This window comes from Micromonospora sp. C81, assembly GCF_018070425.1.
In the GTDB taxonomy this organism is placed as follows: domain Bacteria; phylum Actinomycetota; class Actinomycetes; order Mycobacteriales; family Micromonosporaceae; genus Micromonospora; species Micromonospora zamorensis.
In genome coordinates, this window is the sequence record NZ_JAGPXS010000024.1 from 23,510 (window position 1) to 46,516 (window position 23,007).

Genomic DNA, 23,007 nt, shown 5'->3' on the forward strand with positions numbered 1-23,007 from the left:
ACGAAGAAGGGCCCGCACGCCGAAGCGTGCGGGCCCTTCTGTGACCCTGCGGGCACTGTGACCGTGCGGGGCCTTTCGACAAAGACGCGCGCCCCGATCGCCTGCCACGGGGGAAGCGGGCGATTGGGGCGCGCATGAAGAGCTTAACCACCGCGCACCACCGGCACAACGGGTCAACTTGGGTCAGATTTCCGACGGATGGTGGCCGGGCCGACTCGTACCCGCCTGCAGTTGACCGAGGGTGACCTGGCGTGGACCCAGAGCGCGGAAAGGCAAGGTCGGAGGTGGTCATCGACCTGGCCGGAGGCACCGGGGTCCGATCCACGCCCACCCAGACGATCATCCAAAGTGGATCTCACTACACTGCGGGCCGTGATCAACTTCAGACGATCGACGGCGGTCCTTCTCGGGCTGCTGGCGACCACCGCACTGGCCGGGCCCGCCCCGGCGCAGGCCGACGACGAGCCGGTGCCCGAGCCGCCCCGGGTCGAGCTGGTGCTCGACGTCAGTGGCTCGATGCGCGCCGCCGACATCGACGGGCGCAGCCGGATCTCCGTTGCCCAGCAGGCCTTCAACGAGGTCGTCGACGCGCTGCCGGCGGAGACCCAGCTCGGCATCCGGGTGCTCGGCGCGACCTACCGCGGCAAGGACAAGAAGGTCGGCTGCCAGGACACTCAGCAGATCGTGCCGGTCGGCCCGGTGGACCGGTCCGCGGCCAAAGCTGCCGTGGCGACGCTGCGGCCGACCGGGTTCACACCGGTCGGCCTCGCACTGCGCTCCGCCGCGGAGGACCTGGGCCGAGGGGCCACCACCCGACGGATCGTGCTGATCACCGACGGCGAGGACACCTGCGCCCCGCCGGACCCGTGCGAGGTGGCCCGGGAGCTGGCCGCCCAGGGCACCAGCCTGGTCGTCGACACCCTCGGTCTGGCCCCCGACGAGAAGGTCCGAAAGCAGCTGCTCTGCATCGCCAGCGCGACCGGCGGCACCTACACCGCCGCACAGAGCGCCGAGGAGCTGACCGGACGGATCAAACAGCTCGTCGAGCGGGCCGGCGACACGAACACCCGCGCCCCGACGGTGGTCGGCGGCACGAACGTCTGCGACTCGGCGCCGCTGCTCGCCCCCGGCGTCTACGCCGACCGGGAGGCCTTCTCCGAGCACCGCTACTACCGGGTGCCGGTACGCCCCGGGCAGGAGCTGCGCGCGTCGGTGAGCATGGCGCTGGACCGAGGAGTGAACCGGGACTACGGGGTCCTGCTGAGGGCCACCGCAGCGGACGGCCGGGAACTGGTTCGCGGCGCTGACGCCGGCAGCGGGCGGGCCGATGTGCTCTCCGCCGGGCTGCGCTGGTCGGCCAGCGCCGACGACGAGGATGCCGCGAAGGCCGAGGAGAGTTCCGCGCCGGTCGTCGAACCCACCACCGTCTGCCTGGTGGTGAGCAACTCGTTCGCCCCGCGCCCCGGCACTGCGGCCACCCCGGGCATGCCTGTGGAGTTGACCATCGACGTGGTCGCCGCCGCACCGGCACCGGACGGCCCGGACCTCGGTCGAGGCTGGGTGCTGCTCGCCCTGCTCACCGTCGCCGGGCTGCTCACCGGCCTGATCGCCGGGCTGCTCACGCGCTGGTGGGTCGCCACCTGGAGGGAGAACTGATGCGTACCGCCCTGTTCCGATCGCTGGCGGCGCTGCTCGCCGCCGGCGGGGCCGCGCTGCTCCCCGCCTCGGCCGTCGCCGCCCCGAGCCCCTCCCCGGGCGCCACGCCGGTGAATCGGGCCGGCACGTCGTTCCTCAGCGCCACCCCGATCGCCGCGGGGCAACCGGTACGGGTGGACGCGTCGATCGGCGACCACCTCTACTGGGCGTTCCCGGCGAAAGCCGGCCAGGTGCACGAGATCACCGCCACCGTCACCTTCCCGAAGGGGCGCAGCGGCGCCTCCACCTGGACGGTCGACGTGTTCGACGGGCTGCGCCGGCGGCAGGCGTGCACGGCCGGGGCGCAGACCCCGACCGTGGACGCCAAGGCGTCGAGCGTGGCGCTGGGCTGCACGTTGCGCGAGGTACGACCGTGGGCGGAGCCCTGGTCGGCCGATCCACTGCCCGGCACGTACGTCATCAGGCTCTCCGTGATCGATCTGCCCGAGCCGGATCTGGGCGCACCGATCGACGTGGACCTGCTGGTCGGCACGGTCGCCGACCGGGGCGCCTCGGCCGACGACGGTGAGTTGGCAGCGCCGCTGGTGCCGAACACCAAGGCGGGCACGGTGCTCAACGCCGTACCCGTGGCGGACCCGGAAGCTGGCGACGACGGTGACTCGCTGGCGGACTGGTTGCCGAATCTCGGCTCGCGGTGGGTCTGGACCGCCATCGGCGGCGTGCTCGCCGCGGTGGCCGGCGTCGTCGGCTTCGCGGTGACCAGGCGGCCCCGGCGTCGCTGAACCGCCCCGCTGGTGGCCCTGCCCGAAGGTGGGGCCACCAGCGGCTCAACCCCGGCGGGAGCCGCGTGGCAACCAGCCGATGAACCGACTCTGGAGCGACATCACCGGCGCGGCGCGCAGATCCTCCGTGGCGGCGGCGAGACAGGAACCCAGATAGACGCTGAGCATCGCGCGGTCACTCCCGTACTCCGCCAGCAGCCGACTGCGCTTCGTCGCGCACGGCCACTCGTCGCCACAGGAGCCGCAGCTCCAGCAGGGGGTCTTCGGGGCGTGATCGTCCACCCGCACCCCCGACCGTTCCGCACCATCGGTCATCGCACGTCCTTCCAGATGTCCACGGGACTGGTGGCTGCCCTGCCCGACCAGTTCTTGATGGTGGTCCCCCCGGAGCCATCAGGGAGGGCGCGCTGCACGTCCCTCCGGTGTTACATCTTTGCGGTACCTTCTCCCGTCGTGGGAGTCGGAAATCTGACGGTTGACAGGAGCCGCTGCTCCCACCGACCAGTAGGCTGCCGCGATGCGTGACCTGCTGCCGTCGACAGTCGCCGTGGCCGTGGCCGGGCCGGACGACTGGGTCGGCGAACTGCTCCCCGCCGAGCAGGCGTGCCTCAGCGAGCGGGCCGTGCAGACCCGTCGGCGGGACTTCGCCGCTGGGAGGGCCTGCGCCCGTCGGGCCATGACCGGTCTCGGCCTGCCACCGACCGCCGTGCCGGCCGCCCCCGACCGCGCGCCCGTCTGGCCGGCCGGGGTGGTCGGCACCATCACCCACACCACCGGCTACTGCGCCGCCGCGGCGGCGCTCACCACCGATGTCCGATCCGTCGGAATGGACGCCGAGCAGCACCACGAGGTCGATCCGGGAGTACGCAGAATGGTGCTGCTGCCCGAGGAGGAGGCCCTCTGCGCACGGCTGCCCGGCGACATCTCCTGGCCGGTCGTCCTGTTCAGCGCCAAGGAGACCGTCTACAAGGTGTGGTACCCGGTGGTCGGGACGTGGCTCGGCTTCCGTGACGCCCAGCTCGACGTCGACCCGGACGCCGGCACGTTCACGGCCCGCATCGCACCGGCCCGGGTGGACGCTGCGGCGGTCGACGCTCCGCCGACAACCATCGCCGGCCGGTTCGTGGTCGCCGGCGGGCTGGTCCGCACCGCCGCAGTGCTCCCGCTGGGCTGATTCCCGGACACCGTCCAGGCTGACCGGATCGAAGCGAGGGTCGCCGCCGACGGTGGGACGGAATCCGGCGCGGCGACCGGGCGATCGGCCACGCACGGTAGCGTCGGCGGGTTCCCGAACCGCACGTACCGAGGCGTCAAGGAGTACGGTGACCCACCCCCAGCCCCCCGCCGGGCCGCAGGACCCCCAGCACCCGAACCCGGAGCCACCGACGCAGCCGTCCCCCGCGACACAGCCGCAGTCCACTGTCGAGTCGACGGTTTCGCAGACACCACTGCCGCCCAGCCCGTGGTCCGCGGCGGGGAGCGCGTCGCAGCCGCCGTTCTCGGGCACCGCGTACCCGACGGCCGGCGGTGGGTACGTCGGCGCTGGCGGAGGTCACCCGGCAATCGGCGGGCCGGGTCATCCACTCCTCGCACCGCCGGCGGCACCGACGCAGGGCTCCAAGAGGACAGTCGTGGCCGTCGCCATCACCGCGGCCGTCCTCACCCTCCTCAGCTGCGCCGGCGCCATCGTGGCGGTCGTCATCGGCACCAACCGGGCTGCGGACAAGGTGACCGAGGCACGCCCCACCCCCGCGGCGACCCGGGGCACGGCGCAGCCGTCGGCCAAAGCCCCCTCGTCGACGGCCAGCGGCGACACTCGCAACATGGCACCCGGAGACACCCTGGTCATCGATGGCGACGGCGGCACCATCGAGATCACCGTGACGAAGTTCAGCACCGCCACCAAGCCGTGCGCTCCCTACGGCCTCAAGCCCGACGAGGGCATGTACGTGATCGCCGACGTGACACTGACCGTCACCAAGGGCACCGCTTCGGCGAACCCGCTCTTCTTCGAGTGGGTGGCCGCCGACGGCACCGAGGCCAACGCGATCGCCGGGGCCTTCTCCGGGTGCGGCAAACCGATGCCCCCCGCCGATGATCTGACTGCCGGCACCAGGCGCACCGGCAGCGTGGTGTTCGACGTACCCGACACGTCGGGGGTGCTGGAGTACCAGCACAGGTTCGAGACCGCCGGCTCCTGGAAGCCGTGACGCGCTGACACGACGTGAGGCCGGCCCCTACGGGCCGGCCTCACGCTGTCGCGAGTCGGTGGGTCAGCAGCCGGTCCAGCGCGCCGGCCCGGCGCTACCGACGATGGTCCCGTTGTCCGTGATCCCACTCGGCTGGGCGTCGACCGGGGCATCGAGCACCTCGACCGTGCTCCCCGTGATCGGCCCGAGCGCTTCCGGGCGGTGACTGATACCGGTTGCACAGCTGGATGGGCTTCACGGTTGCGCACTGTCGCCGAAGCGACAAAGTGGAGCTGCCGGACCTGTCGCCGGCGTCGTCAGTAGGCGTAGCGAGCGAGAAGATACACGCTGAGCTGCCTGCCGTCGCGCACCACCACCACGTCTCCGGTCACGACGTCCCCCTCGCGTCGGTAGACCTGGTAAGACGGCGCGTCGAAGCGCCACCCGATCGTGCCCGGAATGGCCGCGGCGGGAAGCGGGAAACCGGGATCGGTCGGTGCCATCGTCGATGGCTCTGCCGGTACGGCGGCCCAGCCGTCAAGGATCCGGTCCAGGCATCCCTGGGACGTGGTGAAGTGCAGGTACAGCTGGCCCATCGGTCCGGTCATGTCCTCGGCGTTGCTGTACCGGAGGCCGTCCACGTCACACGGCAGGCTGACCTCGTAGTGCGGCAGTATGTCGTCCTCGAAGTCGCCCCGGGTCACACCGAACAGCCCGTCCGGGTGCCGATAGGGCCTCGGACCCCAGAAGTGCGCGGGCGGGTAGAGCGCCACCGCCAATCCGGCGATCACCAGCAGGATCGTGCCCCAACGCCAGAGCCGCGTCCTGGTTCTCCGAACCGTCGAAGCCATCTCGGGCTGCTCGGCCTCGGTCGTGGGGGTGGTCAGGCGAACCTCTCGGCGAGGAACGAACAGCACCTCCCGTACGACCGGCCGGAACAGCGTCGCGGTATCGGCGATGAACCGGAGCCGGCCGACACCGAGCAGACGCAGCGCGGCGCCGTGCCCGTAAGCGACCACGACGACGGCGCCGAGCAGCAACGCCCACCACCCTGCGGCCAACGCCGCCCGTACCGGTCGGCTGCGCCCGTCCCATGCCTCGCGTAACCGCTCGGTGTGGAACGGCACGTGCCTCTGCTCGTCGGTCAGGATGCGGGCACCCACGTCCGTGAGCAGCGGATCGGCCGTACCGTCGCGAACGGCTCGGTAGTAGCGCAACGCGACCACCTCGGCGACCATCAGCGTCATCAGTTCCAGCCGCAACCCCAGGGCGCGCCGAATCGCCACGAAGACCCGGTCGGTCCAGTGACCGTCGATGACATCCCCGCCCGTGCTGAGCAGCAGTTGCTTGAGGAGACGGGCGTGGTTCTGCTCCTCGGCGACGAACAGTCGCACCGCCGCCAGGTAGCTCGGATCACCAGCACTGGCGCTCTTCCGGATAAGGTTCGCGCCGTCGCCGTCCTCACCGGCCTGGAATCTCTGCAGGCTGCGAATGAGTGCTCGCGACAGTGGACTCCCCTCGTCCCACGGTGGATCCGGCTCCTCTCGGCGACGCTCGGCGTTCTCGGTGAACTCGCGTACCCAGGTCTCGAATCCCATGTCGTTTCCCCCGTTCTTCCACAATCGTGGAGCTACCGCCCCCACGCCTCGGCGTCGGTGACGACCGGCCGGCCGGCGCGTACGGATTCTTCGATGGCGAGGCTGATCAGGTGGTCCTGGCAGGCTTCGGCGAGGGGATACGGGGCCGGGCCCTCCTCCCGCGCCCACGCACCGGTGCGGGCCACGATGTCGGCCACCGCGATGTCGTCGTCGGACATCCCACTGCCGACGAACGGGTTGCGATAGACCACGTCGCCGTCGAAGCTGATGTGCTTCAGGTCGAGCCCTTCTAGGTTGAGGTCGAGACCGGTCTGGCGTCGGCTCAGCGACGACTCCACCGGCGTGGTGGGGTCAACCAGGCGGACGACCCGATCGTCCACCAGCTCACCGCGCGTACCCCGCACCACCAACCGGCGGGTCCGCAGCGGGTTCCACCACTGGTTGTCGGTGAAGTCGTACAAACCCATCCGCCCGCCGAAGTCGATTGTCGCGAGGGTCGTGGAGAGCTGCTGCGGGGTGTCGTCACCGCTCCAGCCGGCCGGCGACAGCGGGTTGGCCAGCGGCGCGACGAAGGCGCGCGCGCTGACCTCGGCGCTCTCGTGACCAACCCCGAGCAGGCCACGGATCAGCGACACCGCGTGGTACAGGTGGGTGGAGGAGATCTGCACCGACGTCGGCTCGCCGAGCACCCCGGCACGGACCACCGCCAGGCGGGCCGCGTGCCCCGGCATCAGCAGGTACTGCTCGGCGACCTGCACCAGACCGCTGCCGCCGACGTCCGCCCACAGTGAGCGCAGCCCGGCCAGGTCGGGGGCGGGCGGCGTCTCGGCGAGCACCGGCACGCCGGCCGCGACCAACTCGCGGGTCACGTCGGGAGTCACCGGCCAGGGCACCGACACGATGACGAAGTCCGGTCGCTCGTGGGCCAGCAGGTCGGCCGCCGTGCGGAAGGTCGGCACGCCCCACTCGGCCGCCACCTCGGCACCACGCGATTCGGTACGCGTCACCACCCCGGTAACCCGCATCCGCTCGGGCAGCAGTCGAGCCAGTCGCAGGAAGAACTCACCCCGCCAGCCACTGCCGACGATGCCGAACCGGGTCTGGGCCACCGAAGTCATCTGGGCTCCTCACGTAGAGGTCCGGATGCTAACCGTTCCGGGGCCACCTTCTTCGCTACGGTTGTGCTGATGACCATCGACCCGTTGCGCGCCGCACCCGTGCTGGTGCCCGATGCGGGACCGCCCCTGGATTACTACCTCGTCCTACCTCGACCCGACGGCCGCGTACCGACGGCCACTGTGGAGGGCATCCTCGTCGAGGAGTTCACCCGCCACCACGACTTCAGCACGACGGGGCTGGACAGCGCAGGCTGGACGCCGGAGGTCGGCTGGTGGAGCTCCGCCGCGCTGTGCCGCGCCATGCGCACCGACCCCGAGCTGCTGTCGCGGGTGGTCCCCGCCTCCCGCTGGGAGGCCGAGGAGGCCTACCGCTCGCTCGGTGGTGGGCGACTGCCGGACGAGTCGGTGCTCCGTACGCACTTTCTCGACCATCGCCCGATCGCCAGCGCTCCACCGCTGCGGCTCGGCCCCGCACACCCGCCGGCCGGCTTCCACGAGCGGCGGGTGTACCGCGTCCTCTTCGCCAAGGATCTCCACGCCGAGCAGCTGAGGAGCCTGCGGACAGCCTGGCGGACACCGGCGGGCGGCACGAGCGCGTCCGCCGCGAGTGGTCGTCTCGACACGGGTGCGGACCAGATCACCTGGGAACTGCGGCGGGCCGGCCATCACCTCGCCTGGTGTCTCGACGTGACCGTCCTGCTGACCACCGATGCGGCCGAGGCTGTGGGCGTGACTCTGAGCGACCTGACCAACGTCCTACGACAGCACGGCTTGATACCCGTGACGACCGAACGCTTCTCCTAGCGTGTGGCACCGACCACCGGACTGCCCGACAAGACTGGAGGCTCGGATGTCAGTCGATCTTGAGGCAACACTGGCCAGACCCATCTCGCTCGCCGAGATGGTGACCGCCGCGCAGGCCACCCTGGCCGAGCTGCTCGGCCTGGACACGACGCCTGAGCTGAGCGTGTTCACCGACCGACGTTACGAGCAGGGACGCCGCGTCGCTTCCGGCCGCCGCCTCGACGAGGCCGAACTGCGGTCGACCACCATCGGCGACCCGTTGGAACGCGAGCCCAACGGAATGCCGGCCTCGATCCACCTTGAGATCGGTGTCTCGGGCTTCGCGGACGGTGCCTGGCTCCTGGTCATCGACCACGAGACCGAGACCGGCGGTGTCCCGGAGGCCGTCTTCAGCCCCTACCGCACGTGTGTGAGTGTCGTGGTAGCGCTGGCCATGGCACTTGCCGTCGCCGACCTCACCGGCGGCGAGTTCACCGACGACCAGATCCAGCTGCTGCGGCCAGGCCACACCCACCCGCGCCATATGGTCACGGCGACTCGACTACCACGGGAGTCGGGGGACTTTGCCCAGAGGTGCGAGCGCTACCTTCGCCAGTTCGCGCATCTCGGCGGGTGGCCGCGCGATGTGTCAATGGAGCGCAGGGCCTGATACCGGTGACGACGCCCAGGACGGCCACCACCGGGACCATCCAGGCCGCCACGAGCAACAGCTTCCGCAGGTCACCGAGCCGACAGTAGGGGTGGCCGACCACCTGCCGATCCGAGGGGACCCGGGAGCAGCGGATGCTCACGTACGATCCGTTTCCGCGTGTTCCGGCAGGGGGGACGGAAGCTGTGCAGACCGACGAACGGCCCGCCAAGAGCAATGGCAGCGAGGATCACGTCGGCCGTCACCGGAGGGTCGTTGGCACGGCGGTGGGCGTCACCGTCGCCCTCGCGCTCGTTGGCGGCATCCTCCTCAGCCGCCGCGTGCCCGACCAGGCCACGACCCAACCCCCGGCCGCGAACACGGCGCCGGCCGCAGCGCCGCCAGTGACGTCGGCCATCGGCTGGAATGCGGCGCTGGTCGCCCGCAACGACACCACCATCACCGTGTACGCCAGCCTCGCCGACATGCGCTGCAAGGATGTCGTGCAACCACAGGCCACGGTCACCGAGCAGACGGACACCCAGGTCGTCGTCGCGGTCAACGGTCGCATCATCGACGCCAACGACTGCTCGACCAGCGGCATCCGGATGCCCCTCGTCGTGTCGCTTCAGAAGCCCCTCGGCGATCGGGTCCTCCGCGACGCCGCCAGTGCTCTGCCACCACCGACCTTCTCCGAACGCGAGCTGCCGGACCTGGCCTCCGACAAAAGGTGGAGTCCACATTCGAGTCACTGCGATGAGGGCTTGTGTCAGGGCTACAACGGCCCGAACGGCTCGACGCTGTTCACGGGTGCGGGCCGAACGGTCGGAGGGGAATCATCGGCAGCCGTCGGCACCGTCTCCATCGGCTCACGCGAGGGCACCATCACCGGCAGGCCGGAACTCTCCTGGCAGGTGCGGTGGGAGGTCGGGGACGTGACGTACTCGCTGAGGCTGACGCCCGCCGAGGGCGGGACTTTCAGCCTGAAGGAGTTCCGGGCAGAACTCGCCAGGCTGAGGTGGACCTGACCGGGCGAGCTGGATGGCCCCGACCCGCCGACCGTTGCCACACAAGATCGGAAAAGGCCGTCTCCGACTAGCGGAAACGGCCTTTGACCTGGTTGACCAACGTCCCTGGACAGCACACCTAGGCGGTGAACCACCCCACGGCCGGGACACGGCGGTAATCCGGCCGGCTCGCCCACACCTGGCTCCACGCCCGCTCCTGCGTCGAGTCGAGAGGTCCGTGCCGGGCGGCGTCAGCGTGTTCGCCCAGCAAACGGTGCAGCCCTGACGCCGCCTCGACGTCCCCTGCGCTGATCTCGTGCAGGCCCTCACGGTCCGCGACAGGGGCGCGCATCGCGGCATGAGGGCGCCTGCGTGGCATGATCACGTCATCGGCTAAGTCCGTGCGGCAGACCGCTGAAAAATTCGCTCGAAATCCGCCGTTATGGGCTTCCTGATGAAGCGGAGCGGTCGGTGACCACCACCGCCAACCGGTCGAAATGGGGTTCACAGGGGAGGCACTGATGACGGAGTGGCCGGATCCGACGGTGTATCTGCCGTACATCGTGGAGATCGAGCAGGAAGATGGCGAGGTTCGGTCATGCCCGGCCCATTTCGTGACGATGACACCGGACTTCGTCTTCGTCCGTGATCCGGCTGGCGGGTCGGCGAGTCTTCCGACGCGCTCGGTGCGTTCGATCAGGGTCGCGGTGCAGGATCTGCCGGCAGACCATGACTCGTTGCGGGCCGAATATCCCAACGCCTATCAGCCCTGGCACCCGTTGGACGAATTGAGCCTCGAAGACATGCACAAGTCGAGGGGGACGTTCGCGTACGCGCAGCTGCGCCGCCGCCCTCCGGCGCATCTCGTCATCAAGGCGCGCGAGCGCGGCTACGACCCCACCGCCATGCTGAACGCCATCGAGAACGAGTCAGAACCCGAGCCGCACTCGTTGGAGGCACTATATGCGAGGCGCTCCGCTGAGAACGACTACCTCGTCATCGTCAAGCCGGGAACCGATCCCTATCAAATACTCAGTCGGCACCAGCTTTCGCCCAACCAGTTGTACCGCATCGGCGCCTCTTGGGGATTCGGCGCCAGGCTGACCGGTCTGCAGTTGGAACAGTCGCCGAGGGCCGGGGTCCCGGCACTTTCCGAAGACTCCGACATCGATCGCATCGAGCCCGACCCCGATCGGCTTGCACCGCATTTCCGTGCTCCACAGGAACGGCGCGTCGATGGTGAGTACATAGTCCTCGTTCGTTGCAGCGGTGATCCGCTTACCGTCGCCGCGCGAGCCGGGGTCTCCCCGCGCAGAGTGTTCGACTTCATCAACAGCTTCTCCGCTGACATGACTGATGCTCAGGTTCGAACTCTGCGCCGGGACCCCGACGTGGTGGACATCGAGGACAATGCGACTGTCGAACTGGACGACTGATCGTGCGGCTGGGCTGATGTCTGACTCCGCCACGATGATGGGCGGAGTGCGCTTGCAGCCGACGATGCGCTGTTCTCGGCATGTGAGTGCGCCTAGGCGCTCAGTGTCACCCTCGCGGCGGACCTGACGCGACGCGGCCGGTTGGCCCGATGAGGGCACCTTCCACTCTCTGCGGCACTACTTCGCCACCCGCCTGATCACCTCGGGTGCCGATCCCACCGACGTGCAGAACGCGCTGCGGCACTCCAGCCTGCGGATCACGCTGGAAACCTACGTCCACTGGTGGCCGAAGAAGGACCCGCGCCGCAACATCATCAGCGGGGCTCTGCGCGACTCGAGCGCCAAACGAAAACGAGGCCCGAAGGCCTCGAATTCCCGCTGATTTGTGCCGGATCTGTGCCCGCCGATCTTGGTCGGCGGGTTTCCCCAGGTAGTACGTCGTGCTGGTGGAGCTGAGGGGATTTGAACCCCTGACCCCCTCGATGCGAACGAGAGGCTGGCTGCCTGTCCGAGCAGGCCCGAGCGGCGCTTACCACCAACGCGCAAAGGGTCGGCGGCGTGCAGCCGATCGAGTGGATCGGCGTCGGTGTCGCTCACCGGTCAACGCCGAGCGGCCGACCGCGGCCGGTACGGGGGAACGGTCGACTGGATTCGCGATGCGGCGGTCGCGAATGACAGGTCGCGGCTATGCGTGGGGCGAGGCGGTTGTCTTCGCGGCCGGTGTCTGGTCGAAATCGTCGCGGTTGCGGACGATGTCGCCCTGGTGGCTACGAACCCAGTGCACGAGTCCGTCCACGGCCTCGCTCAGTGAGCGGCCGAGCGGTGTCAGGGCATATTCAACCCTCGGAGGTACTTCCGGGTACGCGGTCCTGGTCACCAACCCGTCGCGGGTGAGGGCGCGCAGTGTCTGGCTGAGCATCCGCTGGGAGATGCCGGCGACCTGCTCGTGCAGCGCGGTGAAGCGCAGCGGGCCGGACGCCAGGACCGTAATGGTCAGCAGCGTCCACTTGTCGCCCACCCGCGCCAGCACGTCGCGGACAAGCTCGATCGTCTGGACGCAGTCCGGCGCGACCCCGCGCTGCGCGAGTTCGGCACCACGCAAGTGCGTCATGGCTTTGTTCCTCATGCGTCAGTAGCTGACTTTTAAGTGCGTATCGGAGAGCCGGACTAAAACCCGTGGGCGCACGTTTCTTACTGATCGTAACTGACGTGCGGCCACCCCTTCGTGGTCGTGACAGCGGGAGGACAGCATGGTCCGGCACGACACCTTCACGATCTCGCGGCACCTCGACGTGCCACCGGGCGAGGTCTTCACCGCGTTTGCCGACACCGCGATCAGGCGGCGGTGGTTTCGTCTCCCCGGCAGCGAGGCCTCCTACGAACACGACTTCCGGGTGGGCGGAGGCGAGACGGCGCGCAGCACCTACACCGGGCTGGACACCGCGCCCGAACGGCTGGAGTACCGGTCGCGATACATCGATATCGCGGGCATCCACCGGATCGTCTACGGCTACGAGGCCGTCGTCGACGGCGAACTGCGATGGACCTCCCTGGTCACCGTTCGGCTCGACGCCGAAACGGACGGAACCCGCCTGGAATGGACCGAACAGGTGACGTTTCTCAGATACGAGGGCGACGGCAGTGTGGACCTGGCGCACCTACGCGGCGCAAGTGTGCTGCGGCTGAACGGCCTCGACGCCGCGCTGCGATCCGGACGTCGGCGTCAGCAACGGCAGTGAAGCGCGTGTCGGATGGAGGTACTGATTCGCGCAACACAAGTTCTCGACCGTCAGTAATCCTCGGATCAGCAGGAACGGACGACGCATGACGAACATCGGGATCATCCTCGGCAGTACCCGGCCCGGCCGGGTCGGTCACCAAGTGGCCGAGTGGGTAGCTGAGCAGGGCGGCCAGCACGACGGCATCGATGTCGAGTTGGTGGACATCGAGGACTACGGTCTGCCGATCTTCGACGAGCCCCAGTCACCGCTACTCGGCTCCTACTCCCACGCACACACAAGGAAGTGGAGCAACAAGATCGCAGAGTTCGACGGATACGTCTTCGTCACCCCGGAGTACAACCGATCGATCCCCGCGGCGTTGAAGAACGCCATCGACTACCTCTACGGCGAGTGGAACAACAAGGCGGTGGGCTTCGTCTCCTACGGCAGCAACGTCGGCGGCGCCCGCGCGGCCGAACACCTGCGCCTCATCACGGCAGGTCTTCAACTCGCCGGCGTACGCACCCAGGTCAGCCTGTCACTCGCCACCGACTTCGCCGGCTTCACCACGTTCACCCCCGACGGCCGCCACAACACCACGCTCCACCAACTCTTCACCGAGGTGACCGCCTGGGCCGACGCGCTCGCACCACTGCGCCGACCCTGACCACTCAGACCGCTCACGATGACGGTCAGGTCGCCGCCCAGGCGATGACCTGACCGTCCCGACAGCCTCCGCAAACGGATCCAGATGCTTGACCAACCAAAGCGATGAAATGACGGAGAGTGCGTGACCGCGAATGTCGTGGCCGGGCTGACCCCAGCCGTGGCCCTGTTCCGGTCGTTCGCGGATGAGACTCGGCTGCGGATCGTGCAGCGGCTCGCCGCCGGGGAGGCGCGGGAGGTGGAGCTGACCCTCGAGTTGGGCCTGGCCCAGGCGCGGCGTCGTTCGACATAGCCCCATGCCACGGTCTGGGGCTCTGTCCGGCGGTCAAACGATCAACGGTGGGTTCCCGTTGAACGAGAACCCACCGTTTGACCTGCTGTTTCGTGGTGGAGCTGAGGGGATTTGAACCCCTGACCCCCTCGATGCGAACGAGGTGCGCTACCAGTCTGCGCCACAGCCCCCCACCGGCGAGCCGGCTTCGGTCCCACCCGGCTTACACCGGGCGGGCCGGCAGCAAGGCTAACAGGTCGTCGGTCCTCACCGCGAATCCGCCCCCGGCGCGGCGCTCCGACCCTCCGGCTTGATCCACTCGCCTTCCCGAAAATCGGGGCATCCGGGACGCCACGACACCCCGACTTCCAGAAACCCGAGTCGATCAAGCCGGGAGCACGACCGAACCAGGCCGAGTCGGGCCAGGCCACGCCAGGCCACGCCAAACCCGGCCACGCCCGACCACGCCAGGCCAGGCCACGCCCGACCAGGCCACGCCCGGCCACGCCAGGCCACGCCCGACGAGGCCAGGCCACGCGCGGCCAGACCACGCCCGGCCGTCGCCGGATCAGGCGCCGCGGCCGGCCTCGTAGGGGCGTCCGCGTAGGCCGCCCGAGCGCCGGTACGAGACCGACCCGCCGTTGACTGCCGCCGGCAGGTCTCCCGGGCGGTCCAGGCCCATCGCGGCTCGGCGTACCCCCTCGCGTTGGGCGGCCAGGCGGCGTTGCGCCTCCCGGCGGGCCGCTGCCCGGCGGGCCTGTTCCCGGCGCACCTCGGCCTGCCGGGCGGCCAACCAGGCCGCCTCGCGGGCCCGGGCGCGGCGGCGACGACGCCCAGCGAGGGCCTGACCGCGCAGGTGGACGACGTACGTGGCCAGGAGCAGGAAGGTGACCGAGAAGCCGATCCAGAAGCCGGGGCTGACGAACAGCACGCCGACGAGCTCGACGACGTTGAGGAGCAGCAGCGCGGCGAGCACCCGCCTGCGGCGGTACACGGCGGGGGTGTGCTGTCGGCGCGGCGGCGGGCGGCGACGGGACCGCTTGGGTGCGGGTGGCACGGCGCGCAGCCGACCGGAGCGGCGGGCGGCCGGGGGCGCGGAGACCGGCGCACCCAACACCCCCGTAGTCGCATTCTCACTGAGGGTGACGACCAGCGAGCGCGGTGGGTGGACAGGTTGCCGTCCGGGCACAGTGCGGCGCCGTCGGCGGCGCTGGAGCACCCGCGCCGTCGACTGCGCCCGCTCCGCCACCAGCCGCTCGGTGGCGTCGTACCGGCGGACCAGCGCCGGGGCCAGGGCGAGCAGGCCGGCGGCGGCGAGGACGGCGAGGAGCACCGAGGTCGGCACCCTCACCCCTCCCGTCACCGAATTCGTCGCAACCGCCACCGGACCGCAGGATCTTCCACCGATCGCGCCTTGGTGCGTGGATCGTCCGGCCGGGGAGCGCTTGCCGCAGCTTGCAGTTACTTGAGGTTACGGCGCGCCGACCGGGATGCCACCGCGCCGCGCCGATCCCGCCCGTGGGACGACTCAGCGGGCGTTGGCGCGTACCCGGTGCCAGCGGGCCAACAGGCCGCCCTCGGCGGCGATCTCCTCGCTCGTCATCGCGTATCCGATGTGGTCACGCCAAGCGCCGTCGATGTGCATGTAGCGCACGTGGTACGACTCCTCGCGGAAGCCCAGTTTCTCCACCACCCGCCGGGACGGCCGGTTCTCCGGACGGATGTTGACCTCCACCCGGTGCAGCCCGCCCGGGCCGAACGCGTGGTCCACGGCGAGCGCGAGCGCCGTCGGGATCACACCTCGGCCGGCGACCCGGGCATCCACCCAGTAACCGACGTAGCCGGAGCAGAGCGCCCGCCGCACGATGCTGCCGACGTTGATGTGCCCGACCAGACGGTCCCGGTCGGCCTCGCGCAGACAGACCGCGAACGGCATTCCCTCACCCTCACGGGCGGAGCGACGCTGGTCACGGTGCACCCAGCGGAACGCGGCCGGCGAGTTGAGGTCGTCCCAGGCGCCGGGCAGCGATGATTCCCAGGGTGCCAGCCAGGCCCGGTTGGCCCGCCGTATCTCCGACCATGCCGCCGCGTCGGAGCGCCGATAGGGCCGCAGCAACACCGGGCCGTCCGCCAACTCCACCGGCCAGCCCGGTGCCCGCGGGGGTCCGAAGAGACTCACCCGCACAGTCTCCCGCGCGGGACCGTGTCGCGCGCAAGTGGACCCACCGCGTGGACCCGATGACCGCGCAGCGCCCGAGTGGCCAGCCGGCGGATCGACCGGGTCACCGTCACCGGCGGCGGTCCAACAGCAGGACGTCCACCGTGGAACCGGCGGCGGCCGTGGTGACCCGCTCGCCGAGCACCAGCAGGCCGTTCGCCTCGGCCAGCCCGGAGAGCGTGAACGGCCCACCGCTGAGAGGCTGGACCGTGTATCCACCGCCGCGTCGCTCGGCGACGTGCGCCGGCCGGAACTCGCGCAGCCCCGTCGGCGACGACACGGTCTCCAGCAGGTGCGCCCGCACGCTGGGTCGGAACACCGGCTCGGCGCCGGCGAGCAGTTGGATGGCGGGGCGGGCCAGCACCTCGAAACCGATCAGCGCGGCGCCCGGGTCGCCGGGCAGGCAGACCACCGGCACCTCCTCGGCGCCGACGGTGCCGAACCCGAGCGCGGTGCCGGGATAGAGCGCCACGTCGGTGAACGTGACCGGCCCGGCCCGGCCGCCCTCGCGGCGGGACAGGATCCGGCGCACCATGTCTCCGGGGCCGGTGCCGGTGCCCCCGGTGGTGATGATCAGGTCGGCGCGCAGGGTCTGGTCCTCCAGCAGCCCCCGCAGCCCCTCCGGGTCGTCGTCGCAGATCCCCACCCGGTACGCCAGTGCGCCCACCTCGGCCGCGGCGGCGGTCAACGCGTGCGAGTTCGCGTCCACCACCTGCCCGGGCTGACTGCCCCGACCCACGTCGACCAGTTCGTCGCCGGTGGCCACGATGACCACCCGTGGGCTGGGCCGGACCACCACGTGCCCGATGCCGGTGGCGGCGAAGACAGCGACCAGGGCCGGCGAGACGTACGTGCCGGCGCGGGCGAGCAGAGTGCCGACGGGCAGTTCCTCACCGGCTCGGCGTACCCCGTACCCCCGTTTGGGGGTGCGGAAGATCTCCACAGCGGCCATGCCCTGGTCGGTCCACTCCACCGGAACCACCACGTCCGCAGCGACCGGCAGCGGCGCTCCGGCGGCCACCGAGAAGCACGAACCCGGGGTGAGCCGGACCGGCCGCCAGCTCGCGGCACCCAGATCGCCCACCACGTTGAGCCGGATGGTCCGGCCGCCGGGCGTGCCGGAGGGGGCCGGGACGTAGCTCGGGCCCCGACCCCCTCCGGAAATGTCCTCCCAGCGGGCCGCGTAGCCGTCCACGGCAGCCTGGTCGAAGGCCGGGAAGGCGTGCGGCGCGACGACGTCCTCGGCGAGGACGTTGCCGTGCGCCTGGGTGAGTTCGAGGTCGAGTGGCGGCAGCGCGCGTAACCTGCGCAGCACGCTGCCCAGGTAGTCGGCGAGCGGCGTCAACTCGTTCGCGGCCGCCTCGGCGTCGGCCGTCGCGGTCATGTACCAGATCCGCCCGCCGCGTCGGCCTTGACGAAGTCGGCCAGCCACGAGCGGAACTCTTTGCCCAGGTCCTCGCGTTCGGCGGCGATCTGCACCACCGTCTGCAGGTAGCCCAGCGGCATGCCGGTGTCGTAGCGGGTGCCCCGGTAGACGATCGCGTGCACCGGGGTGCCCTCGGTGCGCAGCAACTCCATCGCGTCGGTCAGCTGGATCTCGCCGCCGCTGCCCGGCTTGGTCCGCCGGATCGCGTCGAAGATCTTGCCCGGCAACACGTAGCGGCCGAGCACCGCGAGGTTGCTGGGCGCGTCCTCCGGCTGCGGCTTCTCCACCATCCCGGTCACCTTGACGACCTCACCGATGTCGGTCAGCTCCGACTCGGCGGGTTCGACGGAGGCGATGCCGTACCGCTTGGTCTCGGCCGGGTCGACCTCGAAGAAGGCGAGCACCACACCGCCCGTGCGGGCCTGAAGCTCCAGCATCGCCGGCAGCAGCGGCTCCGACGGCTTGACGAACTCGTCGCCGAGCAGCACCGCGAAGGGCTGGTCGCCGACGTGCGACTCGGCGTACCCGACGGCGTGGCCGAGCCCGAGCTGCTCGGGCTGCCGGACGGTGTAGATCTCGGCCAGCTCACTGGGGCGACGCACCGCGGCCAGCCGCTCGGTGTCACCCTTCTCCTCCAGCCTGGTCTCCAGGTCTGGGCGACGGTCGAAGTGGTCCACCATCGACGTCTTACCCCGACCGGTGATCAGCAACACGTCACCGATGCCGGCCTGGGTGGCCTCCTCGACGATGTACTGCAGAACCGGCCGATCCACCACCGGCAGCAGCTCCTTGGGCACCGCCTTGGTGGCTGGCAGGAACCGGGTGGCCAGTCCGGCGGCCGGGATGACGGCCTTGACCGCCAGGGGACGGCCAGTTGCGGCGACCGTCGATGAGGGGTTCGCTGAGTGCTCCGACATGCCGCGAGACTATCGGCCACGGCTCTGTCGCGGCGGGTGTGGCCCAGAAGACGCGCCGCCACCCGGCCCCGGCCGCGCGGCGTCCGGGCCGGCCCGCGCCCCGCCGGTCGCGCTGTCCGGGCCGTCGCCGGCCGGTTCCGGCCGCGCGTGCGCCGCAGATGATTCCGGTACGCCCACAGCCGGCTCCGACCGGGCGGGCCCGCCCGGCTCCCGGATGACCTGTGCGGGTTGACCGGCGCGCGGCAGCCCGTCGGGTGGACTGACCGCGCAGGCGAGCACCGGTATCTCCCTCGTCGGCACGTCCGGGCGCACCTCGGCGACCCGGTACGTGTCACGGCCGGCCGCCTTGGCCGCGTAGAGCGCGTCGTCGGCGGCCTCCAGCACCTCCCGCCCGGTGCTGCCGTTGTCCGGGTAGACGGCGATGCCCACCGACACGGTCACCAGGACCGGCCCGGCGTACGCCTCGACGGCGATCGGCGTCTCGCGAACCGCCGCGCCGAGTCGCTCGGCCACGATCGCCGCGCCCCGCGCGTCGGTCTCCGGCAGCAGCAGCACGAACTCTTCACCGCCCTGCCGGAAGGCCAGGTCGACCTCGCGGATCTCGCCGCGCACCCGCCGGGCGAACTCGGCCAGCACGGTGTCCCCCGCAGCGTGCCCGTACGTGTCGTTGACGTCCTTGAAGCGGTCGAGGTCCATCGCGAGGATGCTGAGCATCCGCCCGAACCGGCTGGCCCGTTCCACCTCCCGCCGGATCGACTCGCGCAGGTAGCGGTAGTTCCACAGCCCGGTGAGCGGGTCGGTGAGCGAGAGCCGCTGCGCCTCCTCGTGCACCCGCACGTTGTCCACCGCCACGGCCGCGTGGCCGGCGAAGGTGCGCAGGGTGACCAGGTCGTCGTCGTCGAACTCGTCGGCGCCCAGCCGGTCGTACAGGGCCAGCACGCCGAGTGCCGCCGCCGCGCCGGCCTCGTCGCCGGACCCGCCGAGGGTGGCTGCGGCGCCTCCACCCGGGGCCGCGAACGGCACCGCGACGTACGTGCGGCAGCGCGGCTCACCCGACGGAACCTCGGTCGGCTCCATCCTGCCCCGCTGTGGTTCCCCGGTGGCGGCGACCGCGCCGACCACACCGACCCCCACCGGCACCCGAAGCGTCGACGACCCGTCCGTGTCGCCCTCCGGCCACCGCCCGTCCAGCCCTTCGGTGCACTGTGCGACAAGAACCCCGCCCGCCTCCACCAGCAGCACCGCGCCGGCGCGCGCCCCGGTCGCGCCGATGGCGCTGTGCAGGATCACCCGCAGGATGCGTTGCAGGTCGTGCGTGCTGGCCAGGGTGTCGCCCAGCACGGCGAGGTGCCCGCGGAGCTGGTCGCGGTTGCTGGTCAACGCCGCGACGTAGGAGCCGGTCTCCCGGGTCATCCGGTTGAACGCGGCGGCCAGTCGACCCAGCTCGTCGCGGCTGCGGACCGGCACGCGGGCGGTCAGGTCACCCTGGGCCACCCGGTCCACCGCACCGGCCAGCTCCACCAGCGGCCGGGTGGTCACCCGGGCCAGCCGCCAGGCGGTCAGCACGGCGAGCAGCCCGGCCAGCACGACCACCCCCACCAGCGTGGCGTGCAGCCCCGGCGGCCGTTCACTGGGCACGGAGAGCACCAGTGGCAGCGGCTGCGCGTCGGACGGCCCGATCCTCCGCACGTACCGGCCCTCGGTGGTTTCGGTGACCCGCTCGCCCTCGACGGTGCTGGCGGCGGCCAGCACCGCGTCGCGTACCTCCCGGGACTCTGTGGTGTGGGTGACCCGCGCGGCGCTCGCTCCGCTGTCGAGCAGGGTGACCGCCACCCCGGTCACCGCCGCCAGCCGGGCCACGAAGGCCGGGTCGACCAGTTGCGCGGCGGTCACAGTGCCCCGCAGCGTGCCGGCGCGGTCGCGCAGGTCGACGTGGGCGGCCAGCGCCCGGACGGGACTGGCCAAACCGGTGGTCGCGCCGGAGCAGTCCCGCCACGGGGTCGGCGGCGCGTCCGGCGAGACGTAGCTGACCTCGCCGGTCAGGTCGGTGATCAGCACCGCGGCGGCCAGACCTCGACCGACCAGTTGGGCGGCGCCGACGGCCGGCTCGGCGGTGAGCGCCACCGCGTCGGCGGTGGCCCGCAGCTGCTGGCAGAGGGCGTCGACCGAGGTACGCACTGTGGACGCCGCCACCGCCAGGCGCTCGGTGGAGCGGCTGCGGTCGACGGCCGCGAGCGTGGAGGCGACGAACAGCGCGCCGAGCAGGACCGGCCCGAGCACCACCACGAGGAAGGCTGCTGTCAACCGCCCGCGTAGCGTCACTCGGTCCCCCCGGAAGTTCCGCCTCCGTTGCTTGCGATGCTGACACAGTGCAACCGTGGGAGAGGCGTTGCGTCAGGAGTGTTGCGTGCCGGAATTTTCTTATGAAGCGGAAGTGACCCGTACCGCGAAGCGGGAAGCCCGCGCCGACCTGCTCGCCCGCCGCCGCTCGCTGCCCGGCCCCGCCCGGGCCGCCGCCGCCGGGCGCGTGCAGGCCGAGCTGGTCGCCCTGGTACGCAGACTGCGCCCGCGCACGATGACGGCGTACGTGCCGGTCGGCTCCGAACCGGGCGGCACAGACCTGCCGGACGCACTGCGGGCGGCGTTGCCCACCGACGCCCAACTGCTGCTGCCCGTGCTCCTCGACGACCTCGATCTGGACTGGGCGGCATATACCGGACCCGAGGACCTGGTCGCCGCCGGTCGGGGTATGCGGGAGCCGACCGGCGCCCGCCTCGGGGTGACCGCCGTGGCGGACGCGGAACTGGTGGTCGTACCGGCTCTCGCCGTCGACCACCACGGCCGGCGACTCGGACGCGGCGGCGGCTCGTACGACCGCGCGCTCGCCCGGGTGCCCGGGTCGACGCTGACCGTGGTGCCTCTGCACGACGGGGAACTGGTCGAGGCGCTGCCGGCCGAGGCACACGACCGGCTTGTCCGCGCGGTCGTCACACCCGCCGACGGAGTGCGTACGCTTGACGGCGGCCCGGGTGCGGCGCATGGTGTCGCGCCCCACACGTCCGCTGGACGAACCCGGGCCGGATGACGCACCATTGGCACTCGAATAGGTCGAGTGCCAACTGGCTGAGCCCAGATCCGGAGGAGAACGTGCCCACGTACCAGTACGCCTGCACCACGTGCGGTGAGCAGCTCGAGGCGGTGCAGTCCTTCTCTGACGAGCCGCTGACCGAGTGCCCGGCGTGTCAGGGGCGGCTGCGCAAGGTCTTCAACTCGGTCGGCATCGTCTTCAAGGGCTCGGGCTTCTACCGCACCGACTCGCGGGCGTCCGGCTCCGAGACGACGGCCGGCGGCACGGCCACCAAGCCCGGCAAGTCCGAGTCGTCCTCCGGCGAGGGCTCGGGGTCGTCCGGTTCCTCCTCGTCGGGGTCGTCTTCCGGTTCGGGGTCGTCCTCGGGTTCCGGGTCGTCTTCGGGTTCGGGTTCGTCGTCCGGTGGGTCCTCTGGTGGGTCCTCTGGCGGCTCGTCGTCGGGTGGGTCGAGCGGCGGCAAGTCCCCGGCGGCCAGCTCCGCGTCCTGACCCCGTCGGCCTGAGTCCGGCGGCCTGAGTCCGGCGGCTTGACCCGTCGGCCTGAGCCGGCGGCCTGACCCGTGATCCACTCGGGTTTACGGAAACCGGCCTGTCCCGGCTGCCCTGACACCCCGACTTCCTTGAAGTCGAGTCGATCAAGGCCGCTGCCATAGCAAATCGGGCCGGCCGGTGGGCGTTGTCCACAGGCCGGCCGGTTATCCACAGGCGCCGGCCGAGGGCCGACCAACTGCGGTTGGAACGGCCTAACCTGCCGCCGAGGGTGTCGCTGCGACGTCCTCGGACGGGAGGCGGCACCAACGATGGGCGACCCAGATTCCGCGCGGGCGTTGCGTCCGCTGCGCCGGCTCACCCTGCCCGGCGGGCGCACCCTGCTCCGGGCCGGTCTGGTCGCCATATTGCTCGGCCTGGCCGCTGCCATTCTGCACACCCCGACCAGTTGCCCGCCGACGGCCGAGCCATCCCGTGCGCCGACGGGGGCCGACGGCACGGCCGGGCGGTCCGACGAGGGCGGGCCGACCGACCCCGGTGGGGCAGGGTCCACCGGCGACAGCGACACAGCCGGGCCACCGCCAACCGGAGCAGCCGCCGGAGACAGCTCGACCACCGGAAGCGGCACCGCCGGAGACGGCAGCACTGGCCGGGACGGCACGACCACCGGGAGCGGGAGGACCAGCCCGCTGCCGCTGCCCAGTGGCGCTGTCGGGGTGCCGGTCCGGTTGGCCGAGCCGGCCGCGCTGGCGGTGGCCCGCCCGGGGACCCGGGTCGACCTGCTCGCCGCGACACCGGGTGGGGCGGGCACCGAGGCGACGTTGCTCGCGCCCGCGGTGCTGGTGCTTGACGTGCTGGGCGCCGACGCGACCGACGGGTCCTCGGCGCTCTACCTGGCGCTACGCCCCGACCAGGCGAAACGCGCCGTCGGGCTCCCCGAGGGCACTCGATTCGCCATCGTCGTACGCGGTTGAGCGCTCACCGCACCAGCGGG

General features: G+C 71.1%; 24 protein-coding genes and 1 tRNA gene. 15 read left to right on the top strand and 10 right to left on the bottom strand.

Annotated elements, in window-relative coordinates; genetic code table 11:
* Positions 1 to 372 precede the first annotated feature (372 nt).
* Positions 373 to 1,656, top strand: coding sequence for a VWA domain-containing protein (locus KBX46_RS28550; protein ID WP_210795026.1), 1,284 nt, complete (start codon positions 373 to 375; stop codon positions 1,654 to 1,656).
* Positions 1,656 to 2,438 carry a peptidase gene (locus KBX46_RS28555; protein WP_210795029.1) on the top strand — a complete coding sequence of 261 codons (783 nt, stop codon included), beginning with the start codon at positions 1,656 to 1,658 and terminating at the stop codon, positions 2,436 to 2,438. The genes KBX46_RS28550 and KBX46_RS28555 overlap by 1 nt, the downstream gene beginning before the upstream one ends.
* A gap of 45 nt (positions 2,439 to 2,483) precedes the next feature.
* Here the strand turns inward: KBX46_RS28555 and KBX46_RS28560 are convergent, their stop codons facing one another.
* Positions 2,484 to 2,753: a hypothetical protein gene (locus KBX46_RS28560; RefSeq protein ID WP_088951411.1), complete on the bottom strand. Its 270-nt coding sequence runs from the start codon at positions 2,751 to 2,753 to the stop codon at positions 2,484 to 2,486.
* Positions 2,754 to 2,955: 202 nt separating this feature from the next.
* Between KBX46_RS28560 and KBX46_RS28565 the strand changes: the two genes are divergently transcribed.
* Both KBX46_RS28565 and KBX46_RS28570 read left to right on the top strand, forming a co-directional pair.
* On the top strand, positions 2,956 to 3,612 hold the full coding sequence (locus KBX46_RS28565) for a 4'-phosphopantetheinyl transferase (protein ID WP_210795030.1): 657 nt from the start codon (positions 2,956 to 2,958) through the stop codon (positions 3,610 to 3,612).
* Positions 3,613 to 3,760: 148 nt separating this feature from the next.
* Positions 3,761 to 4,648: a DUF4352 domain-containing protein gene (locus KBX46_RS28570; RefSeq protein WP_210795032.1), complete on the top strand. Its 888-nt coding sequence runs from the start codon at positions 3,761 to 3,763 to the stop codon at positions 4,646 to 4,648.
* Positions 4,649 to 4,944: 296 nt separating this feature from the next.
* Here KBX46_RS28570 and KBX46_RS28575 read toward each other — a convergent pair whose 3' ends face one another.
* Together KBX46_RS28575 and KBX46_RS28580 are read right to left on the bottom strand one after the other, a co-directional pair.
* Positions 4,945 to 6,225, bottom strand: coding sequence for a ferritin-like domain-containing protein (locus tag KBX46_RS28575; protein ID WP_210795034.1), 1,281 nt, complete (start codon positions 6,223 to 6,225; stop codon positions 4,945 to 4,947).
* Positions 6,226 to 6,257: 32 nt separating this feature from the next.
* Positions 6,258 to 7,343: a Gfo/Idh/MocA family protein gene (locus KBX46_RS28580; RefSeq protein WP_210795036.1), complete on the bottom strand. Its 1,086-nt coding sequence runs from the start codon at positions 7,341 to 7,343 to the stop codon at positions 6,258 to 6,260.
* 69 nt (positions 7,344 to 7,412) lie between these two features.
* On the opposite strand from KBX46_RS28580, the gene KBX46_RS28585 reads away from it, so the two are divergent.
* The 5 genes from KBX46_RS28585 (at position 7,413) to KBX46_RS28605 (ending at position 11,600) form a co-directional block, all read left to right on the top strand.
* Positions 7,413 to 8,147, top strand: coding sequence for a hypothetical protein (locus KBX46_RS28585; RefSeq protein WP_210795038.1), 735 nt, complete (start codon positions 7,413 to 7,415; stop codon positions 8,145 to 8,147).
* Positions 8,148 to 8,193: 46 nt separating this feature from the next.
* Positions 8,194 to 8,796 (top strand): hypothetical protein, encoded by a 603-nt coding sequence (locus tag KBX46_RS28590; protein ID WP_210795040.1) that lies wholly within the window; start codon positions 8,194 to 8,196, stop codon positions 8,794 to 8,796.
* Between the two features lie 134 nt (positions 8,797 to 8,930).
* Positions 8,931 to 9,803, top strand: a complete 873-nt coding sequence (locus KBX46_RS28595; protein ID WP_210795042.1) for a hypothetical protein — start codon at positions 8,931 to 8,933, stop codon at positions 9,801 to 9,803.
* 500 nt (positions 9,804 to 10,303) lie between these two features.
* Complete coding sequence (locus KBX46_RS28600; RefSeq protein WP_210795044.1) at positions 10,304 to 11,218, top strand: protease inhibitor I9 family protein; 915 nt, start codon at positions 10,304 to 10,306, stop codon at positions 11,216 to 11,218.
* A gap of 223 nt (positions 11,219 to 11,441) precedes the next feature.
* Positions 11,442 to 11,600 carry a hypothetical protein gene (locus KBX46_RS28605; RefSeq protein WP_374225033.1) on the top strand — a complete coding sequence of 53 codons (159 nt, stop codon included), beginning with the start codon at positions 11,442 to 11,444 and terminating at the stop codon, positions 11,598 to 11,600.
* 303 nt (positions 11,601 to 11,903) lie between these two features.
* Here KBX46_RS28605 and KBX46_RS28610 read toward each other — a convergent pair whose 3' ends face one another.
* Entirely contained in the window at positions 11,904 to 12,329 is a 426-nt protein-coding gene (locus KBX46_RS28610) for a helix-turn-helix domain-containing protein (RefSeq protein WP_088951404.1), read from the bottom strand.
* 139 nt (positions 12,330 to 12,468) lie between these two features.
* Between KBX46_RS28610 and KBX46_RS28615 the strand changes: the two genes are divergently transcribed.
* The 3 genes from KBX46_RS28615 to KBX46_RS28625 all read left to right on the top strand — a co-directional run bounded on the left by KBX46_RS28615 (position 12,469) and on the right by KBX46_RS28625 (position 13,897).
* On the top strand, positions 12,469 to 12,957 hold the full coding sequence (locus tag KBX46_RS28615) for an SRPBCC domain-containing protein (protein WP_088951403.1): 489 nt from the start codon (positions 12,469 to 12,471) through the stop codon (positions 12,955 to 12,957).
* An 85-nt stretch (positions 12,958 to 13,042) separates the two neighbouring features.
* Positions 13,043 to 13,606 carry an NADPH-dependent FMN reductase gene (locus KBX46_RS28620; RefSeq protein WP_112673937.1) on the top strand — a complete coding sequence of 188 codons (564 nt, stop codon included), beginning with the start codon at positions 13,043 to 13,045 and terminating at the stop codon, positions 13,604 to 13,606.
* A 123-nt stretch (positions 13,607 to 13,729) separates the two neighbouring features.
* Positions 13,730 to 13,897: a hypothetical protein gene (locus tag KBX46_RS28625; protein ID WP_374225034.1), complete on the top strand. Its 168-nt coding sequence runs from the start codon at positions 13,730 to 13,732 to the stop codon at positions 13,895 to 13,897.
* A gap of 93 nt (positions 13,898 to 13,990) precedes the next feature.
* On the opposite strand, the gene KBX46_RS28630 is transcribed toward KBX46_RS28625, so the two are convergent.
* The 6 genes from KBX46_RS28630 to KBX46_RS28655 form a co-directional block, all read right to left on the bottom strand.
* Positions 13,991 to 14,067, bottom strand: a tRNA-Ala gene (locus tag KBX46_RS28630).
* Between the two features lie 377 nt (positions 14,068 to 14,444).
* Entirely contained in the window at positions 14,445 to 15,227 is a 783-nt protein-coding gene (locus KBX46_RS28635; protein WP_185755188.1) for a hypothetical protein, read from the bottom strand.
* A gap of 177 nt (positions 15,228 to 15,404) precedes the next feature.
* On the bottom strand, positions 15,405 to 16,055 hold the full coding sequence (locus KBX46_RS28640; protein ID WP_088951400.1) for a GNAT family N-acetyltransferase: 651 nt from the start codon (positions 16,053 to 16,055) through the stop codon (positions 15,405 to 15,407).
* 109 nt (positions 16,056 to 16,164) lie between these two features.
* A complete protein-coding gene (glp, locus tag KBX46_RS28645) occupies positions 16,165 to 17,478 on the bottom strand; it encodes a gephyrin-like molybdotransferase Glp (protein WP_210795046.1) in 1,314 nt (437 codons plus the stop codon).
* Positions 17,475 to 18,437, bottom strand: a complete 963-nt coding sequence (locus KBX46_RS28650; RefSeq protein ID WP_210795047.1) for a UTP--glucose-1-phosphate uridylyltransferase — start codon at positions 18,435 to 18,437, stop codon at positions 17,475 to 17,477. Before KBX46_RS28650 ends, glp begins: the two co-directional genes overlap by 4 nt.
* A gap of 9 nt (positions 18,438 to 18,446) precedes the next feature.
* Complete coding sequence (locus tag KBX46_RS28655) at positions 18,447 to 20,759, bottom strand: diguanylate cyclase (protein ID WP_210795049.1); 2,313 nt, start codon at positions 20,757 to 20,759, stop codon at positions 18,447 to 18,449.
* A 112-nt stretch (positions 20,760 to 20,871) separates the two neighbouring features.
* Between KBX46_RS28655 and KBX46_RS28660 the strand changes: the two genes are divergently transcribed.
* From KBX46_RS28660 to KBX46_RS32765, 3 genes are all read left to right on the top strand, one after another.
* The gene (locus tag KBX46_RS28660; RefSeq protein ID WP_374225035.1) at positions 20,872 to 21,522 is read left to right on the top strand and encodes a 5-formyltetrahydrofolate cyclo-ligase; all 651 of its coding nucleotides are present in this window, start codon (positions 20,872 to 20,874) and stop codon (positions 21,520 to 21,522) included.
* A 62-nt stretch (positions 21,523 to 21,584) separates the two neighbouring features.
* Positions 21,585 to 22,013: an FmdB family zinc ribbon protein gene (locus KBX46_RS28665; RefSeq protein WP_210795051.1), complete on the top strand. Its 429-nt coding sequence runs from the start codon at positions 21,585 to 21,587 to the stop codon at positions 22,011 to 22,013.
* 311 nt (positions 22,014 to 22,324) lie between these two features.
* Complete coding sequence (locus KBX46_RS32765) at positions 22,325 to 22,987, top strand: flagellar biosynthesis protein FlgA (RefSeq protein WP_247668332.1); 663 nt, start codon at positions 22,325 to 22,327, stop codon at positions 22,985 to 22,987.
* The last annotated feature ends 20 nt before the right edge of the window (positions 22,988 to 23,007 follow it).